This window comes from Mesorhizobium koreense (assembly GCF_031656215.1).
GTDB lineage: Bacteria > Pseudomonadota > Alphaproteobacteria > Rhizobiales > Rhizobiaceae > Mesorhizobium_L > Mesorhizobium_L koreense.
Genome location: NZ_CP134228.1, coordinates 1,644,322 through 1,661,355, shown reverse-complemented (window position 1 = coordinate 1,661,355; position 17,034 = coordinate 1,644,322). Strand labels below are relative to the sequence as shown.

Below are 17,034 nucleotides of genomic sequence, written 5' to 3'. Positions count from 1 at the left end.
TCTCTCCTACCCCAGCACCACGTTCACCGCACTCTCCGGCAATTCCTCGCCGAAGGCGCGCTGGTAGAACTCGGCCACGAGAGCGCGTTCCAGTTCGTCGCATTTGTTGAGGAAGGTGAGCCGGAACGCCATGCCGATCGAGCCGAAGATCTCGGCATTCTCCGCCCAGGTGATGACCGTGCGCGGGCTCATCACCGTCGAAAGGTCGCCGTTGACGAAGGCCGAACGCGTCATGTCGGCGACGCGCACCATCTTGTTGACGATCTCGCGGCCCTTGTCGTTGCGGTAATGCTTGGCCTTGGCCAGCACGATGGCGACCTCGTTGTCGTGCGGCAAATAGTTCAGCGTCGTGACGATCGACCAGCGGTCCATCTGCGCCTGGTTGATCTGCTGCGTGCCGTGGTAGAGGCCCGTCGTGTCGCCGAGGCCCACCGTGTTGGCGGTGGCGAAGAGGCGGAAGGCCGGGTGCGGCCGGATCACCCTCGACTGGTCGAGCAGCGTCAGCCGGCCGGAACTCTCCAGCACGCGCTGGATGACGAACATGACGTCCGGCCGGCCGGCGTCGTACTCGTCGAAGCAGAGCGCGACATTGTGCTGGTAGGCCCAGGGCAGGATGCCGTCGCGGAACTCGGTGACCTGCTTGCCTTCCTTCAGCACGATCGCGTCCTTGCCGACAAGGTCGATACGGCTGACATGACTGTCGAGGTTGACGCGCACGCAAGGCCAGTTGAGCCTTGCCGCCACCTGCTCGATATGGGTCGATTTACCCGTGCCATGATAACCGGAAACCATCACGCGCCGGTTGAAGGCGAAGCCCGAAAGGATAGCGAGCGTCGTCTGCTCGTCGAACAGATAGTCGGGATCGAAATCGGGCACATGCTCGTTGGTGGCCGAATAGGCCGGCACGACCATGCTGGATTCGAAGCCGAACGTTTCCTTCACCGACACGGTCGTGTCGGGCAGATTCGCGATATCGCGGTCGATCTTGTTCATCATGCCTCCAGCACGGAACCTCTCCCGCGCCGCTTTGTTTCCAATTTTCAGGGGGCCGTCTTAAGGCTTTTTCCTGTCGGATAGAAGCCGCTGAAACGAAGCGCTCAGCACAAGCCTGCCTGTCTGAGCAGCCGGTAGGCCTGGATCACCTCGCGGAACCGGTCTTCCGAACCCCTGTTGCCGCCATTCGCGTCGGGATGGTGGCGTTTCACCAGTTCCTTATAGCGCGCCTTGATGTCGGCGCCAGTCGCCTTTACGTCAAGTCCAAGCGTTTCCAGCGCCTTGGCCTCAAGCGGCCGCGCCTTGCGCTCCTGAGGAGGACGGTTGGCCTGCGCACCGAACAGGTTGAACGGATCGCGCGTGCGCCGGAAATAGCCGGCACCGCCGGAGCGCACCTGCGAGAAGTCGGCCGCCGCCTGCGGCCCCGGCGCCGCTCCCATCTTCCAGGTCGGCCGGTGGCCTGTCAGCGCCTCCTTCTGGAAGCGCGCGATCTCGGTATCGGCAAGTCCGGAAAAGTAATTGTAGCGCTTGTTGTATTCCCTCACATGCTCGAAGCAGAAATGGAAATACTCGCCTTCGCGCATGCGTCCGACCGGCGCCCTGTGGGTGCCGGCTTCCGTGCACCCGTCCCATTGGCAGCGCTGCGGATGCGTCTTCAGTTCCGCGCCGGGATCGGGCCGGATGCGGATGCGCTCGAAATATTTCGAATAAGGCTTCATGCTGCCGTCGATTATGGGCGCTTCGTCCGACGATACAAGAATTGACATTTCGGGGATGATCGGCCTACCGGCTGAATCGTCGGTTTACAAGACGATGGAGACGGTTCGCGACCTGCTCCGCCTATATGGTAAGGAACGACGGCAATGTCCATTCAATCCGATATGGAAGCGAAATTGAAAACCGCACTTTCGCCCGAAAGGCTGGAAGTCATAAACGAGAGCCACCTCCACGCCGGCCATCATCATCTCGAATCCGGCCACGAGGCCGTCTTCGACGGCGCTGGCGAGACGCATTTCCGTGTCCGCATCGTCGCGCCGTCCTTTGCCGGCATGAGCCGCGTCGAGCGCCACCGCGCCGTCAACGCCCTGCTGGCAGGCGAACTGAAAGCGGGCGTCCATGCCCTAGCGATCGAGCCTGCCGCGCCGGGCGAGAAGACGCGCTGGTAGCAGATGACTAGGCCGATCTCGCCAGGCCATCGATGACCGCAGCAAGGGGCGCCGACAGGCCCTTCGACCCCGCTGTCTGCCTCACTGCTGTTCCAGCGTGTGGCGCATCTGCCGCAAGGGCAGCAATTACCGCGGCCTCGATGCAGTCGATATACCGCGCTGGCGTATGGAGACGATGCTTCAAGCCTGCCAGCGCCCCTCCGCCCAGGATCAACGTGCAGGCACCGGCCGCGACGGCTTGTTCGGCCAAACCGTCGAGAGCACCCAGCACCGTCTCCGGCGAACGGACATAATCGAATCCGGCCCCGTCCACGGCAAAGACGCCTGCAAAGCCGCTTGCCGGCCTTGCCGCGGCCACGCATTCCTCGAGCATGCCGATCCATGGCAAGCCAACCGTTATGATCGCGAAGGTATCGGCGAACCGGTCCGCCGCTCGGATCGACGCCTCCGCCAGCCCCACCACCGGGCACGGAGCGAGTTCGCGCAGGGCCTCCAGTCCCGGGTCCCCGAAGCAGGACAACAGGACCACGTCGGGATCCGACTCGCGACGTGCATAGGCATCGAGGGCCGCATGGCTGGCCACCGCATAGGCAACGCGCGTCGCGACGCCCGGAAAGCCGAAGCTTCCCGTTACCGTCGTCAATTCCGCTTCCGGCGGCAGATGGGTGGCCGCCTGCGCCCGCATCGCCGCCGTCATGGCCTTGTTGGTGTTGGGATTGAGAAGGAGGATTCGTCGCATCGTTTCTTCAGCCCGCCTTGTCGAGTGCCAGCCAATGGCGGGCAATCTCGTCGCGCCGCGCGATCCATGCCCCGCCACGCTGCCGGATATGGCCGAGGATCGTCTCGAGCCCGCCGATCCGCGCGGGGCGGCCGATGACGCGGAGATGCAACCCGACAGACATCATACGCGGGCGGTCTGCGCCCTCCTGCCATAGGCGATCATAAGCCGCGATCGCGTAGTCGGCGAAGTCGCGGCCGCTGACGAAACGCTGATTGCCGAAGAAATTCATATCGTTGGTGTCGAAACTGTAGGGCAGCACGAGATGGCGCTTTCCTCCGACCGGCACGAAAAAGGGCAGGTCGTCGCAATAAGCGTCGCTGTCGTAGAGGAAACCGCCATGTTCGAGCAGCAGCCGCCGCGTATTGGCGGATGATGCGGAACGCGTGTGCCAGCCGACCGGTGTCACGCCGGACGCGGCGCGTATGGCGAGAACGGTACGTGCGATGGCCTTGCGCTCGGTCACCTCGTCCATGCCGGCGTGGCGCTCCCAGCGCCAGCCGTGACAGGAAATCTCATGGCCGCGCTCCACCGCGTCCCTGGCGATCCAGGGCGACCGCTCGATCGCCCGACCGCATGCGTTGAGCGTCACCGCCACGCCCGCGGCGGAAAGCGTTTCGATGATCCGCCAGTAGCCGGCCCTCGTCCCATACTCATAATGTGAATCCTGGCACGGGTCGACGGCGCCGTGGATTTCCTCGACCGCTTCGTAGACCCCCTCGTTCCGCTCGTCTCCGTCACGGATGGAAAGCTCCGCACCCTCCTCGATGTTGAGGACGAACGAAACGGCGACACGCGCCTTTCCCGGCCAGTTCGCGTTGGGCAAATTGGCGCCATATCCGATGAAGTCCCGGCCGGCTGGCATGTCAGTCATGGACGTTCCTCCCGACAATGGCAGGCGCGGTCGACCACCTCGAAATCGATATGAGGGTGGCAAATTGACCAAAATACCTCCGGCATGCCGGAGCAGTTGAACGGTACCCGGCAGTTGAATAAATGTGTACGTGCGGCATAAGGGTTCCTGGGATGGACAGAAATGAAAAGTTACTCTGGATCGAGGCCTATCGATTGAGCGGAAATGCCGGGAGGGTGTGTGCCGAGTTCGGTATTTCCCGCCCGACCTTGCGGAAATGGCTGCATCGCTACGATGAGTTCGGCGTCGCAGGGCTGGAACCGCAGAGCCGCAGGCCGACGCATTCGCCGAACCGCAAGGTCTTCGAGCGCGAGGAAGCCCTGATCCTCGATCTGCGCAGGACGCAAGGGCTGGGCATCCACAGGCTTCGGCAGGAATTGAAGGAATCTCACGGCATCGATCTTTCCTCCGACACGATACTGAAAGTGCTCCGGCGAGCGGGTGAGCTCACGGGAAATCCCGGGAAAGACCGGAAGCCGACCGATTCGTACGCGTCCACCGACGTCCTTGCAGATGTGCCTGGAAACGCCTTCCATGGCATCGCGTCGGACGACTACATCGCCAACGCCATTGCCAGCCTTATCACCCACGGACGCTACCGCCCGGGGCAGAAGCTCAGCGAACAGGCCCTCGCCGACCGCCTCGGCGTCGGCAGGACGCTCGTCAGGGAGGCGCTGCGCAGGCTCTCGGCGGGCGGGCTGGTCGTTCTGGAACGTAACCGCGGAGCATTCGTCGCCGATCCGTCGTTGACCGAGGTGCGCGAGGCATATGCGGCGCGGCGGCTCATCGAGGGTGCCATCGTCGCCGATGTCTGCCGCCATTGCACCGCCCACGACATCCGACTCCTTCGACGCCATCTCGAGCGGCAGATCAAGGCGAAGCAATCGGGCGACAGAGGCCGTTTCGTCCGCTTGCTCACGGAATTCCATATGCTCATCGCTTCCCTGGGCGACAACCGCATCCTCGAGGGCTTCGTCCAGAACCTTGCCGCCAAGACTTCTCTTGCCGTGCTCCTCTACGACAGCGGCGGCCCGCCGACTTGCGGCGTCGAGGAACACGCCCGCCTCATAGACCTCCTGGCCGCCGGGGACATAGAAGGAGCGACGGCGCTGATGCAGCGCCATCTTTCCGACAACCAGCACAGGCTGCCGGGATCGTCCGTACTCGACCATACCGGCTGAGCCGTTCGCTCCCGACATGCCCTGCGCCCTTCGTCGCCAGACCTCAATGCGATACGGACGCCAATTCCTGGCCCGGTCGGATCGGCCGTGCCGCGAGCAGGCAGGCCGCGGCGATCAGCGCGGCTACGGCACCCGAAGCGGCAGCGACGGTCGGGCTGGCGCCGGCCTGCTGCAGACTGCCGTAGATCAACGGCCCGAAAATGCCGCCGACGGGCCCCGCGACGTTGATATAGGCCGCTCCCGAGCCACGGATGCGTGTCGGATACGACTCGCCCACATAGGCGAAGAACGGCGCGGCGGCACCCTGTGCGAAGAACAGCACCAATGAGTAGAAAACCACTACTATCGCGAAGCCCTGCGCAACGAAAAGGAGGAGCGCCGTGCACACCGCAGCTAGCGTCTGCGCGATGATGACGGTCCCCCTTCGCCCGATGCGGTCTCCGAGCCAGCCGAAGAAAAGATAACCGATCAGCGCAACGGCATTGCCGATGAATACCGTCCATAAGGCGCCGGTAAGTTCGATCCCCTTCGCCTGCGACAGCACCGAAGTAGCCAGAACCGTCAATTGCGAATCGGCGATGATCTTGAAGAAGAACATGGCACCGAGCGCAATCGAATGGCGGCGGAGTGCCGGTGTGAACAGCTCCGCGTAGGTGTTGAGCCGGTCGCCCGTCATGTCGAGTTGCCACTTCCGGCCGAGCGCTTCGGCCTCAGCGGCGTTGCCCTTCCGCCGCAACTCGCGCAGTCGCTTCACCTTCAGGAAATAGGGAGATTCCTTGAGCCCGAAACGGCAGACGAGGATCACCGCCAGCGGAAAGGTAGCTATGACGAAAACACCGCGCCAGCCGACCGTCGGCGTCAATACGGCTGCGAGGCCCGCCGACAGCATGACACCAAGCGGCCAGCCGGCCTGGACGATGCCATAAAGGAAACCTTTCGCACGCGCGCCGAACACCTCATTGAGATAGGCTGAGTTGACCGCCTGCTCGGACATGCCGAAACCGGCGAGCGACCGCACGAGGATGAGCGAGACGGGGCCGACGGCAAGAGCAGCCAGTCCCGAACTGATGGCCGCGCCCCCCGTCGTCACCACCAGCGCGAAGCGACGGCCGACGAAATCGATCAGCGGCCCTACGGTAAGCGCGATAACCAGGGAGCCGAGACCGACGAAGGTCGCGACATAGGAGGCGGTCGCATTGCTCCATCCGAAGTCGGCCTGGATCAGCGGCAGGAGGTTGCCAAACGTGATCAGGTCGTAGACCGCGAAAGTCCACGCAAGCAGAGCCACAATCGCCGTGTAGCCGACCTGACCACGGGTCAGCGGCGGGAATTCGTCAGCGCCTTCCGCCAGGCGCGGCGCTTTGTCCGTCATACCAATAGTCATATTCCTACCCTCTCCCTTAGCGCAGATCGCGACGTCCCGTATCGCATGGCGCGCCTTATTGTATGATGTGAAAATATGTTGTCGTCAATATTTGATATTGTGGACAATATGGAATGCGCCTGCAGATTCTTTCGCTTTCCTTTCGCGGACTCTATGATTTGGCCGGCTTTGGAAATTATGTATACGTACTACCGCATGAGCCTGCTCGTCCGCTTGGACAGTCTGGCGGTGAGCGTATCCACAGGCCGAAACCCGACGCGGATGGGTTCGGGACCAGCGCGCCTCGAAGCGGACGCCGATCGCGAATTTCCGTCCTTGTGCGTCACTTTGCTGCAATGCACAAAATGCACCCCAGCCATGCATGGCCGTGCATTCAAATCAGGCCGATTGCCCATTATCTGAGCGGCATCGAACAACACCGCTTCAAGCGAGGGCAAGGAAATGAACGTGATCCGCAATTACCGCAACTGGCGCCGCTTCCGTAAGACCGTAAACGAGCTTAGCCGTCTGACCGACCGCGAGCTGGACGATATGGGCCTGCGCCGCGGCGACATCTACTCGGTCGCCAAGACGGCCATCTGACGAACAGCATACGGCGGGGTGCCTCCTCCCTCCCCGTCGAAAAGACCGGCGTCCCTCCCATTCGCCGGTCACCCAACGCAAAGCCCGCCGATCCTCCCCGGCGGGCTTTGTCGTATCCGGCGGTCGCCGTTCAGCCCCGCGCTGGCAGAAGCTGTACGCCTTCCCGGGGGAAGCGGATGCGCACTTCCCCTCCCACTTCGAACCTCTCCGCCTCGGGCGGATCGAAACGAACGATCTTGAGCGCGTCTTCGCCGACGACCACCGAATATTCGATCTTGTCGCCGAGATAGGTGCTGCTTGCGACCGTCGCGACCATTCCCTCGCCGGCCTTGCCGATGGAAATCGATTCGGGGCGCAGCACCGCGCATAGCCGGTCGCCCTTCGCCGCTTGCGCGGTGCTGCGGAAAGCGCTCCGCTGGCCGGCTGTCTCGAGCGTTATCGTATCCGTGGAACGGGCGACCACCGTGCCGGTCAGAAGATTTGCCCGGCCGATGAACTGGGCGATGAACGCCGATGCCGGACGCCGGTAAAGGTCCTCGGCCGTGCCGATCTGGCTGATCCGTCCGTCTTCCATGACGGCGATGCGGTCGGAGATCGCCATCGCCTCGTCCTGGTCATGCGTCACGTAGGCGGCAGTCGTGCCGAGCATCTTCTGCAGCTTGCGGATCTCGTCGCGCATCTGCAGCCGGAGCTTGGCGTCCAGATTGGAGAGCGGCTCGTCGAAAAGCAGCACGCGCGGCCGGATGACGATGGCGCGGGCGAGCGCGACCCTCTGCTGCTGGCCGCCCGAAAGCTCGCTGGGCAACCGCCCGCCGAAGCCGTCGAGGCCCACCATCGCCAGCACCTGCTCGACCGCCGGCGTCACCTCCGCCTGTTTCATCCTGCGCACGCGCAACCCATACGCGACGTTCTCGAACACGGACAGATGCGGGAACAGCGCGTAATTCTGGAAGACGAAGCCGATGTCGCGCCGGTTGGCGGCGACGCGGGTGACATCCTTGTCTCCGATATGGATGGTTCCCTCGCTTGGCTCCTGGAAGCCCGCGATCATCCTGAGCGTCGTCGTCTTGCCGCAGCCGGACGGTCCGAGCAGCGTCAGGAGTTCGCCCGGCCGGACATCGAGATCGATCTCGCGGACCGCCGTGACGAGGCCCCGATCGGGATGACGGAACGCCGCTGAAATCTTGTCGAGGCGGATGCCGACGGATGGATGGGTCATGCTGAATAGCCCGAAAGCGAACGGCGGAGTTCCGGAGAGGTCATCTGCCTGAGGATGAAGTTCAGGATGCCGGTCACGACCAGGACGGTGGCGATGACGAAAACCGAGAAGGCGGCGGCGATGCCGAGCGACAATTCGGTCATGTTTTCCAGGATGCGCACCGTCACCAGCGTCCAGTTGATCGAGATCAGGAAGATCGTGGCGCTGATCGCCGTCATAGAGCGGATGAACACCACGCCGAGCCCAGCGAAGAAGGCCGGCAGGATGAGCGGCAGCATCACGCGGCGGAAGGTGGTGAAACTTCCCGCACCGAGGCTGAAGGACGCCTCCTCGATGCTGCGGTCGATCTGCTGCAGGAGCGCGACCGTCGTGCGGATGCCGGACGGGCTGTAGCGGAAAATATAGCAGGCGATGATGATGAGCGCCGTGCCGGTGATCGCGAAAGGCTGTTTGTTGAAGGCGATCAGGTAGCCTATGCCGACGATGGTGCCTGGCAGCGCATAGTTGATCATGCTGACGATCTCCATCGCCTGCCGGCTCAGGAATTTGGTGCGGCAGACGAGATATCCGACGACCACCGCGTAAAGACCGCCGATCGGCATGCCGATCAGGGCGATGATGAGCGTGTCCTTGATGGCGGGCATGCCGTCCGTGAAGATGGCGCGATAGCTGGCCAGCGTGAACGTATCGTTCGCGCCGAAGGCGACCACGAAGGAGGCGTAGACGAGAAGCCCGTAGAGATAGACGATGAACAGGCAGGTGGATGCGCAACCCAGGATGAGCAGCGCGCGGGCGATCGGCGGAAGTGCCTGATGCCGGGTCTGCCCGCCCCCCTTGCCGGTGACGGTCACATAGCTCCTGCCGACGACGAGCCGTCGCTGCGCGAAATAGACGAGCGCCGCCGGAACGAGCAGCATCAGAGACAATATCGCGCCGGCGTTCAGGTCGAACATGCCGGTGATCTGGAGATAGGCCTCGGTCGGCAGCACCGGCAGGTCGTTGCCCGCAAGGATGAGCGGCGTGGCGAAATCGGCGAGCGATGCGGCGAAAAGCAGGAGGAACGCGTTGGCCAGACCGGGCACGGTCAGCGGCAAGGTGACGGTGCGGAAGACATGCCAGCGCGAACTTCCTAGGCTGAACGCCATCTCCTCGAGATTGCCGCCGATCGAGGCGATGATCGGCCGCAAGGCGAGATAGGCAAGCGGGAAATAGGTCAGCGCCTCGGCGACCAGCGTGCTGCGCAAGCCGTAGACATTCGCGTTCTGCATCCCGAGAATATCGTGGCTGATCAAGCCTTGCGGGCCGAAGGAAAAGACGAACGCGATCGACGTGGTGAACGGCGGCGAGATCAGCGGAAGAAGCGTGACGAGATCGAATATCTTCCGCCCGGTACGGCCCAGACCGGCGCGTTCGACCGTGTAGGCGAAAAGGAAGCCGGCCGCCGTGCCGAGGAGACCGACGAGAAACGCCAGGACGAGGCTGTTGCGGAATGCCTTGAGGTAATGGGCGTTGCCGAGCGCGGAAATCAGCGGCCCCAGCGAATAGCCCTCGCCACCGCTGAAGGCCGTGCCGAGCAGTTCGATCAAAGGATAGATGACGAAAAGCGCAAGCAGCAGCCACAGGACAATGATGACTGTCGCTTGCACCGGATCCTGCGCCGGCCGCCCGGATCGGCGGCGCGGCATGGCGGTCGCACTCATGGCCTAGCCGGCATTGAGCACTTCGGCGACCCATTTGTTGACAATGCGCTTGCGGTTCTCGCCCGCCCACTTATCGTCGATCTCGATGATGTTGGCGCCCTTGAGGACTTCGGCGAGCGCCGGATCGGTCTTTACTTTCGGGTTGGCGGGAATGAAGTTGATCTTGTTGGGCGCGAGCAGCGACTGCATGTCGGCACTCGTCGCCCAGTCGATCAGTTTCTTGCCGGCGTCGGGGTTCTTCGCACCCTTGATGAGCGCAATGCACTCGGCCGCCCCGCCGATCCCTTCCTTCGGAAAGCTGATCTGGACATCGTAGCCCTTCTGCCGGGTGAATAGCGCGTCGACGATGAAGAAGATGCCGCCACCGGCCTGTCCGAGTCCGGTGGGTAGCGTACCGCCGCCACCGCTCTTGGTATAGACCTGCACATTCTGGCGCAGTTTCTTCATATAGGCGAACGCCTCGTCCTCGTTGCGGTTGTGCACCTGCAGGATCGAGAAGATGCGCGTGACCGCCGTGCCGGAAGTGCGTGCATCAGCCATCTGAAGCATGCCCTTGTAGGCGGGGTTCAGAAAATCGTCCCAGGAAGCCGGCGCCTTGAGATTGTTCTTCTTGAGGAACTCCGTATTGGTCATGAAAACGAGCGGATCGTCGGCGATCGCGGTCCACATGCCGTTCGGATCCTTGAACCGGGCAGGCAGGTCGGCCGCCGCCGGTGGCGCATAGGCTTCGAACACGCCCTGGCCCTGGCCGGCCGTGAACGTCTCCACCGGGCCGCCGAAGAGGACGTCGATCTGTGGATTGTTCTTCTCGGCGGTCACCCTGGCAAGGGCCTCGCCGGACGAGAAGCGGACGAACTTGACCGGAATTCCGGACGCCTTCGTGAAGGCGTCCATCATCGGCTTGGCGTAATTTTCCGGCCAGATGGAATAGGCGTTGATGCCGTCGGCCGCGTAGGCCCTCCTGAGCACGAACGGCGTCGCGACCGCGGCCGTCAGAAAGCTGCGCCGGCTAAGGGACGACAGCGCGTTCCCCTTGGATTTCCGGCTTTCTCCAAATGTTGAGTGGTCCATTTTCCTCCCCTCGAATAAATGGACTTCCACTTAAGATGCACAGCTTTGCAAGAGTCAAGGAGTGACTTGGCCCGAACGAAAGACCAGCACGGGGGTAAATATTGAGGCAGATATTCCAGTGTCATTCGATCATGAACCTGGAACTCAAGGGCAGGCTTGCCGCACCTACGGCCTTGGGAGAAGGCCTCAGGTTTCCGTTGATCACGGCCAGGCCCGGCGCGGAGGATTCGAGCTTCCGGCAAATTCCTCGGCAGATGCTTTGCGGAACGTAAGAGGATAGGACCACCGCTTCGATCTCGACAAACTGCCTCACGCCGGCGAGCGATTGCCTCAACTGTTCGACCAGGCGATCTTCCCAGGCCTCGATCAGGTCCTGATAGACGGACCAGTCTCCCGAACGGTCCCATAGCGGCTCCAGGGATTTGCCGTACGCGGCCAGTTCCACTTCCAGCGCATCGATGCCTACGTCGAAGCTCAGGTCCGAATTCCCCTTGTATATCTGATGGTTCAAGACGAGCCGGCCATGCAGCTTCGCGTCGAGATAAAAGAACATGTAGTCTGTCAGCGGCTTGGCAACGCCGAACAGGCTTTCTCCGCTCGCCGCGGCCGTTACGTCGTTCTGGATAAAAAGAGAAATTCCGAGTTGCGCCTCGATCTCCTCCTGAAGGGCGCGGAAATACGCTTCCTCGTCCGGGCCGCCGGCTTCGCTGTGCGCCAATGCCAGCCCTACGCCCGCCAGCCGCTCGCGTGCGTTTTTGGGCAGCATCGCAATCGCGCCGCGGATCGTTTCCAGAAACTCCGAGTGATTGCTGTCCGGATCCATCCTGGGGTGGGCAAGGGTCGTGTGGAAGCGAACCTCGCCGACGAAATCGATCAGGACGAGATCGGTATGACGCCTGCCAACACTGATGCCAACCGAGAAGGCGCCCTCGGGATTGAGCAGGATGGGAACGGTCGGCGGGCCAATCCGCCCGCGTTGAGCCGGGCCCTTGGCCACGAGCCCTTCTTGCTCCAGCGACCGGACGAGCACGGACACGGTCTGGGCCGAGAGCCCCGTGCGCTCCCCGATCTCCAGGCGCGTCGTCGCCTCCTTCTGCAGCAGCAGAGAAAGGACCAGACGTTCGTTGTGGCTGCGCACGCTCACCGCGTTGAGGCCGGTGGCGCGGTCCGCTATGCGCAGCGGGTTGGGCGGCGCGAAACGCATGTCAGGCATGACCACCACTCCCGCGCGATGAATTGCCCGACACCGGCAAGGTGGAATATGGCCCGCTCGGAAGCACGATCATTTCCAGCCTATCGCTTCCACTTCGCGGGCCAGCGCCACACCAAGTTTTTCATGGGCCTCCGCATTGATATGAAAACCGTCGGACTGGTCGCATTGGACGACCAGGCCTGCGTCGAAGAAGTGGATTTCAAGAGAATCGGCGATTACCTCGAACTGCAGCGCGAGTTCCCGTGACTTCGGCTGCGCGTTCTTGAAGATCTGCTCCCATTCCTTGATGTCGTCGAGCATGGGCGGTGGTGCGACCACCATGATTTCTGGGGCGAGGCCGCCGGGGCCGGGCGCCAGTTCCCTGATATCGTGAACGAGGCACCCGATGCCCATCGCAACCTCGGATGCCGGCTGGTTGAAGCGGGCCTTCAGATCGTTCGTCCCCAACATGATTATGATGAGGTCGAGCGGCGCATGGCTCATGACGCAGGGGCGTAGATACGTCCGGCCGTTCTTGGCAGCGCCTTCGATAGGATCGTCGCGGACGGTCGTCCTGCCGCTAAGGCCCTCTTCGATGACATGCCATTTCGGACCCAGTTCTCGTTGAAGAACCCCCGGCCAACGCTGATCGTAACTATAGCGGTCGAGCGGAGAGCCGCCCGGCATCTGGCCATGGGTATTAGAGTCGCCGAAGCACAGCACGGCATGCATATGGTGCGCTCCCTCCCGTGAATGGCACATGGAAGCAGCCACTTAGCGGAATAGCTCGTTCAGGAATCGGGTAAGCATACATGGCATCGCTCTACCGCCAAAACAAGCGCATGAGATAATCATTCAATCTGAATAACTATTGACATGCAAGCCGGATCGTGGTTCTGGATGGATAAGGGAGGAGGTTCCCCGCCAATCCTGCGTGCGCCGTTTTACGAACCCAATGGTCCGTAAAGGAAACCGTTTTGCTTTCGGCTCGCCACAGGTCGGCGGCCATGCTTGGCCCGTACTCCATCGATGATTGCAGGGACCGTGTGCCTTGCCGGGATGGACGGGCGTCTATTCGAGCCTAAACCAAGGGAGGAAACTCAATGATTGCGAAAATACCCCTGGCCGTCGCAGGCTTGCTGACCGCGATGCTACTTGCGCCCGTCGCCTCGTCCTACGCCGCCGACGCAGTCGCAGGCAGCGACATCAAGCCCGGACTGACAGCCAGGACAGGGGACAATCCGGTAACCGAGGCGGGCAAATTCAAGAAGCCCTGCGGCTGGGTCATCGGCATGAGCGATTTCGGCGTGAACGCCAACACCTGGACAGTTCAGGTGGCGCATGAAGCGAAGGCCGCAGCGGACAGGGAGAAGTGCATCAAGAAGTTCGTCCTGCTCGATGCCAATCTCGACCAGAACAAGCAGGTGTCGGACATCGACGATCTGATCGCGCAGCATGTCGACGCGATCATCGTGCAGCCGGTCACGCCGACATCCGCGGACGCCGCGATGGAAAGAGCGGTTGCCGCGGGGATTCCGGTGATCCTGCACACCGGTCGCGTAAAGACGGACGCCTATACGACCGAGATCCAGGGCGGCGCCGAACATTTCGGCAAGGTCATGGGCGATTTCATCGTCAAGACGCTTGGCGGCAAGGGTAATATCTGGGTGCTGCGCGGCTATCCGGGACATCCCGAGGACATCAACCGTTACAACGGCCTCGTGCAGGCCCTCAAGGGCAGCGATATCAAGATCGCCGCCGAGGAATACGGCTATTGGCAATACGACAAGGCCAAGAAGGTTTGCGAGACGCTCTATCTGAGCAATCCCAACGTCGACGCCATATGGTCGTCCGGCGCGGACATGACCAGGGCATGCGTGGACGTGTTCAAGCAATTCGGCACGCCGATCCCGCCGATTTCAGGTGAGGGCAATAACGGATTCTTCGGACTGTGGATCAAGGAGGGGTTCAAGTCGATCGCACCTGAATATGGTCCCGATCAGGGCGCAGCCGGTATTGTCGCGGCCGTGGACCTCCTCGAGGGCAAGTCGCTCTACAAGCACTACGACTACAACCCGGACGGCTGGGATCTCGACAAGGCCAAGAAATACTATCGCGACGATCTGTCGGCGAATGTCTGGTGGCCCTCGCAGCTTTCCGAAGAGCAGCTGAAGCAGTTCTACGGCAAGAAGTAAGCGCCTCCCAAGGTCTACCCCGGTCGCCGGCTATTGTCCGGCGACCGGCATGAGGCTGGAATCGACCTGAACGGGCAGTTGGCGATGGCCGCTCTGATTGAACTATCGGATATCTCCAAATCATTCGGCGGCAGCCTCGCGCTGGATCGCGTTTCACTGGAGCTTCGCCCCGGCTCGGTCCACGCGCTGATGGGCGAGAACGGCGCGGGCAAATCGACGCTGATGAAGATACTGGCGGGCGTGCATCAGCCCGACGGCGGAGAAATCTACCAGAACGGCCGCAATATTTCCTTTGCCAATCCCAGGGAAGCGCTCGAAGCCGGCATCTCCACCGTATTCCAGGAACTTTCGCTGCTCCCGAACCTGACAATCGCGGAAAACCTGTTCCTGGGCCGGGAACCCCGTCGCCGCTTCGGCTCCATCGACTACCGCCGCATGAATGCTGAGACGAAAGGCGCGTTGGTTGACCTGGGCCTAAGCCTGGCGCCTGAAACGCTGGTCTCCGAACTCTCCATCGCCGAGCGGCAATTCGTGGAAATCGCCCATGGCATCAAGGCCGACGCCTCCGTCTTCATCCTCGATGAGCCCACCGCCGCCCTGAACGCCGCCGATGTCGAAATCCTGAACAAGCACATTCGACGCCTGCGCGATGCCGGCAAGGCCATCGTCTACATCTCGCACAGAATGAACGAGATATTCGAGATCTGCGATACGGTGACCGTACTCAAGGACGGGAAACTCGTCGGCACGCGGCCGTTGTCGGGAATGACCCCCGCCTCGCTCATCGCCATGATGGTCGGCCGTGAACTCCAGGACCTGTTTCCCGACCGCGCGCAGGCAACGGGAGATGCTCTTGTCGAGATCACGGACTTCAGGATCGGAGCAACGACGAAACCGTTCTCGCTGACGGTCCACAGAGGTGAGATCATCGGCATGGCGGGACTTGAAGGCCAGGGTCAACAGAAATTTGTCCGCTCCCTCTTCGGGCACTTCCAACCCTTCGGCGCCACCGTGACCATCAAGGGGAAAAAGCTGCCGCTGCCGGTGCCGCCTTCCTCGGGAATTCGTAAGCTCAGGTCCCTGGGCGTCGGGTTCGTGCCCGAGGATCGCAAGGAAGAAGGGCTGTTTCTGGCCCTGCCCATTTCCTACAACATCGCGATCGGGCTGGACGCCCAATGCAACGAATTCTCGGCCGCCAAGCTCTATCGCAGGATCATCGCCGAGACGATGACCAGGCTGAATGTTCGCGCGTCGGGCGCCTCGATGACCGTCAATTCGCTGTCGGGCGGCAATCAGCAGAAGGTGCTCCTTGGCAGGTATCTTGCCGCGGATCTGGAAATGCTGATCGTCGAGGAGCCGACGCGAGGTGTCGACGTTGGAGCCAAATCCGAAATCTACAAGCTCCTGCGTGATTTCGCCGCCCGCGGCGGCGCCGTCCTCGTCCTGTCGAGAGACACGGTGGAGATGATCGGCCTCTGCGATCGACTGTACGTCGTGCACGAGAATACGATCGTGGCGGAAATGCCGGCCGGCAGCGCCACCGAGCACAACATCCTAGACGCAGCCTTGAGCGCCTGAGGCTTGCCGATGTCGATGGCGCACCCATGAAGCAGGCTCTTTTCAACATCATGACAGGCCCTCAGAGCCGTCAGGGGCTCTGGGCCCTGCCGCTACTAATGGCATTGGCCATCATCCTCTTCCTGACCATCCGCACCGACCACATGCTGAGGCCGGACAATCTGTTCAATCTCCTGGCGCAGGCGATGCCTCTGATCATCACGGCGGTCGGGCAGATGTTTGTGGTGCTGGTCGGAGGGCTGGATCTGTCGGTCGGCTCGGTGATCAGCTTTACGACCGCGATCCTCGCGCTCGGCGGCCCCGCCTACATCCTGATCCCGGCCGTGTTCCTGCTCGCCGCATTGATCGGGTTCACGAACGGGATCGCGGTAGCACGCCTGAATGTGCATCCCATCATTGCCACGCTCGCCATGCAGTACATCATCCTCGGCGTCACGCTCGTCCTGAGGCCCGTGGCGGGCGGCTCCGTTCCTCGCATCGTCATCGATTCGGTAAGCGGAACCTTCCTGGGCGTCCCCATGCAGGTCTGTTGGGTTGTCGTCACTATCCTGATCGCCTGGAAACTCCTCTACAGATCCCGCTACGGCCTGCATCTGTTCGCCATCGGCGGCGGTGTCGCCTCCGGGATGGAAGACGCGGCGCGCAATGTGGGCATAAGGGTCAGGCGCAACGTGATCCTGGCCTACGTTGCCTCGGCGTGCTTCGCCGCGGCCGCGGGCATATTCCTGGCCGGCCGGATCGTCTCGGGCGATCCCGCGGTGGGCAACGGGTACGAACTCAATGCGATCACCGCGGTCGCCATTGGGGGAACCCAATTATCGGGTGGCATCGGCAGCCTGCATGGCACGGTGATCGGCGCATTCGTTCTGGCTCTTCTGTCGAACGGAATGACGCTTCTGAACGTGAGTCCGTTCGTCCAAACCGCGATCCAGGGCGGCATCCTGCTCCTCGTCGTCGCGGTGCAGACCCGCAGGAAGATGGGGCTGTAAGGATGACGGGCATCCTCAAATCCGGGGCCGTTCAGCGAGTTCTCAAGATACCGCCGTCTTACGTCGTGTTCGCGTTGCTGCTCATCATCTTGT

Annotated in this window: 16 protein-coding genes; 6 read left to right on the top strand and 10 right to left on the bottom strand. The window is 62.2% G+C overall.

The genetic code is table 11. From position 1 onward, the window contains the following. Nucleotides 1–6: 6 nt before the first annotated feature. Together cobS and RBH77_RS07975 are read right to left on the bottom strand one after the other, a co-directional pair. Nucleotides 7–993 carry a cobaltochelatase subunit CobS gene (gene cobS / locus RBH77_RS07980; RefSeq protein ID WP_311031602.1) on the bottom strand — a complete coding sequence of 329 codons (987 nt, stop codon included), beginning with the start codon at nucleotides 991–993 and terminating at the stop codon, nucleotides 7–9. Nucleotides 994–1,097: 104 nt separating this feature from the next. Then, nucleotides 1,098–1,712, bottom strand: a complete 615-nt coding sequence (locus tag RBH77_RS07975) for a J domain-containing protein (protein ID WP_311032463.1) — start codon at nucleotides 1,710–1,712, stop codon at nucleotides 1,098–1,100. Between the two features lie 144 nt (nucleotides 1,713–1,856). Here RBH77_RS07975 and RBH77_RS07970 point away from each other — a divergent pair, with 144 nt between their 5' ends. After that, the gene (locus RBH77_RS07970) at nucleotides 1,857–2,159 is read left to right on the top strand and encodes a BolA family protein (RefSeq protein ID WP_311031601.1); all 303 of its coding nucleotides are present in this window, start codon (nucleotides 1,857–1,859) and stop codon (nucleotides 2,157–2,159) included. A gap of 7 nt (nucleotides 2,160–2,166) precedes the next feature. Here RBH77_RS07970 and RBH77_RS07965 read toward each other — a convergent pair whose 3' ends face one another. Together RBH77_RS07965 and RBH77_RS07960 are read right to left on the bottom strand one after the other, a co-directional pair. Continuing rightward, nucleotides 2,167–2,898 (bottom strand): aspartate/glutamate racemase family protein, encoded by a 732-nt coding sequence (locus tag RBH77_RS07965; protein ID WP_311031600.1) that lies wholly within the window; start codon nucleotides 2,896–2,898, stop codon nucleotides 2,167–2,169. A 7-nt stretch (nucleotides 2,899–2,905) separates the two neighbouring features. Then, a complete protein-coding gene (locus RBH77_RS07960; RefSeq protein ID WP_311031599.1) occupies nucleotides 2,906–3,811 on the bottom strand; it encodes a polysaccharide deacetylase family protein in 906 nt (301 codons plus the stop codon). A 152-nt stretch (nucleotides 3,812–3,963) separates the two neighbouring features. Here RBH77_RS07960 and RBH77_RS07955 point away from each other — a divergent pair, with 152 nt between their 5' ends. Next, nucleotides 3,964–5,031, top strand: coding sequence for an FCD domain-containing protein (locus tag RBH77_RS07955; RefSeq protein WP_311031598.1), 1,068 nt, complete (start codon nucleotides 3,964–3,966; stop codon nucleotides 5,029–5,031). A gap of 43 nt (nucleotides 5,032–5,074) precedes the next feature. On the opposite strand, the gene RBH77_RS07950 is transcribed toward RBH77_RS07955, so the two are convergent. Continuing rightward, complete coding sequence (locus RBH77_RS07950) at nucleotides 5,075–6,403, bottom strand: MFS transporter (RefSeq protein WP_311031597.1); 1,329 nt, start codon at nucleotides 6,401–6,403, stop codon at nucleotides 5,075–5,077. A gap of 453 nt (nucleotides 6,404–6,856) precedes the next feature. Here RBH77_RS07950 and RBH77_RS07945 point away from each other — a divergent pair, with 453 nt between their 5' ends. Continuing rightward, nucleotides 6,857–6,997, top strand: a complete 141-nt coding sequence (locus RBH77_RS07945; RefSeq protein ID WP_311031596.1) for a DUF1127 domain-containing protein — start codon at nucleotides 6,857–6,859, stop codon at nucleotides 6,995–6,997. 130 nt (nucleotides 6,998–7,127) lie between these two features. On the opposite strand, the gene RBH77_RS07940 is transcribed toward RBH77_RS07945, so the two are convergent. The 5 genes from RBH77_RS07940 to RBH77_RS07920 all read right to left on the bottom strand — a co-directional run bounded on the left by RBH77_RS07940 (nucleotide 7,128) and on the right by RBH77_RS07920 (nucleotide 12,911). Continuing rightward, nucleotides 7,128–8,216, bottom strand: a complete 1,089-nt coding sequence (locus tag RBH77_RS07940; RefSeq protein WP_311031595.1) for an ABC transporter ATP-binding protein — start codon at nucleotides 8,214–8,216, stop codon at nucleotides 7,128–7,130. Then, on the bottom strand, nucleotides 8,213–9,916 hold the full coding sequence (locus RBH77_RS07935; protein ID WP_311031594.1) for an ABC transporter permease: 1,704 nt from the start codon (nucleotides 9,914–9,916) through the stop codon (nucleotides 8,213–8,215). The genes RBH77_RS07940 and RBH77_RS07935 overlap by 4 nt, the downstream gene beginning before the upstream one ends. 3 nt (nucleotides 9,917–9,919) lie before the next feature. After that, nucleotides 9,920–10,987, bottom strand: coding sequence for an ABC transporter substrate-binding protein (locus tag RBH77_RS07930; RefSeq protein WP_311031593.1), 1,068 nt, complete (start codon nucleotides 10,985–10,987; stop codon nucleotides 9,920–9,922). 121 nt (nucleotides 10,988–11,108) lie between these two features. Further along, on the bottom strand, nucleotides 11,109–12,200 hold the full coding sequence (locus RBH77_RS07925; RefSeq protein WP_311031592.1) for an ROK family transcriptional regulator: 1,092 nt from the start codon (nucleotides 12,198–12,200) through the stop codon (nucleotides 11,109–11,111). Between the two features lie 69 nt (nucleotides 12,201–12,269). Continuing rightward, nucleotides 12,270–12,911, bottom strand: a complete 642-nt coding sequence (locus RBH77_RS07920; protein WP_311031591.1) for an SGNH/GDSL hydrolase family protein — start codon at nucleotides 12,909–12,911, stop codon at nucleotides 12,270–12,272. A 371-nt stretch (nucleotides 12,912–13,282) separates the two neighbouring features. On the opposite strand from RBH77_RS07920, the gene RBH77_RS07915 reads away from it, so the two are divergent. From RBH77_RS07915 to RBH77_RS07905, 3 genes are all read left to right on the top strand, one after another. Further along, nucleotides 13,283–14,374 (top strand): ABC transporter substrate-binding protein, encoded by a 1,092-nt coding sequence (locus tag RBH77_RS07915; RefSeq protein ID WP_311031590.1) that lies wholly within the window; start codon nucleotides 13,283–13,285, stop codon nucleotides 14,372–14,374. 84 nt (nucleotides 14,375–14,458) lie between these two features. Continuing rightward, nucleotides 14,459–15,952, top strand: coding sequence for a sugar ABC transporter ATP-binding protein (locus RBH77_RS07910; RefSeq protein WP_311031589.1), 1,494 nt, complete (start codon nucleotides 14,459–14,461; stop codon nucleotides 15,950–15,952). A gap of 26 nt (nucleotides 15,953–15,978) precedes the next feature. Next, the gene (locus RBH77_RS07905; protein WP_311031588.1) at nucleotides 15,979–16,941 is read left to right on the top strand and encodes an ABC transporter permease; all 963 of its coding nucleotides are present in this window, start codon (nucleotides 15,979–15,981) and stop codon (nucleotides 16,939–16,941) included. The last annotated feature ends 93 nt before the right edge of the window (nucleotides 16,942–17,034 follow it).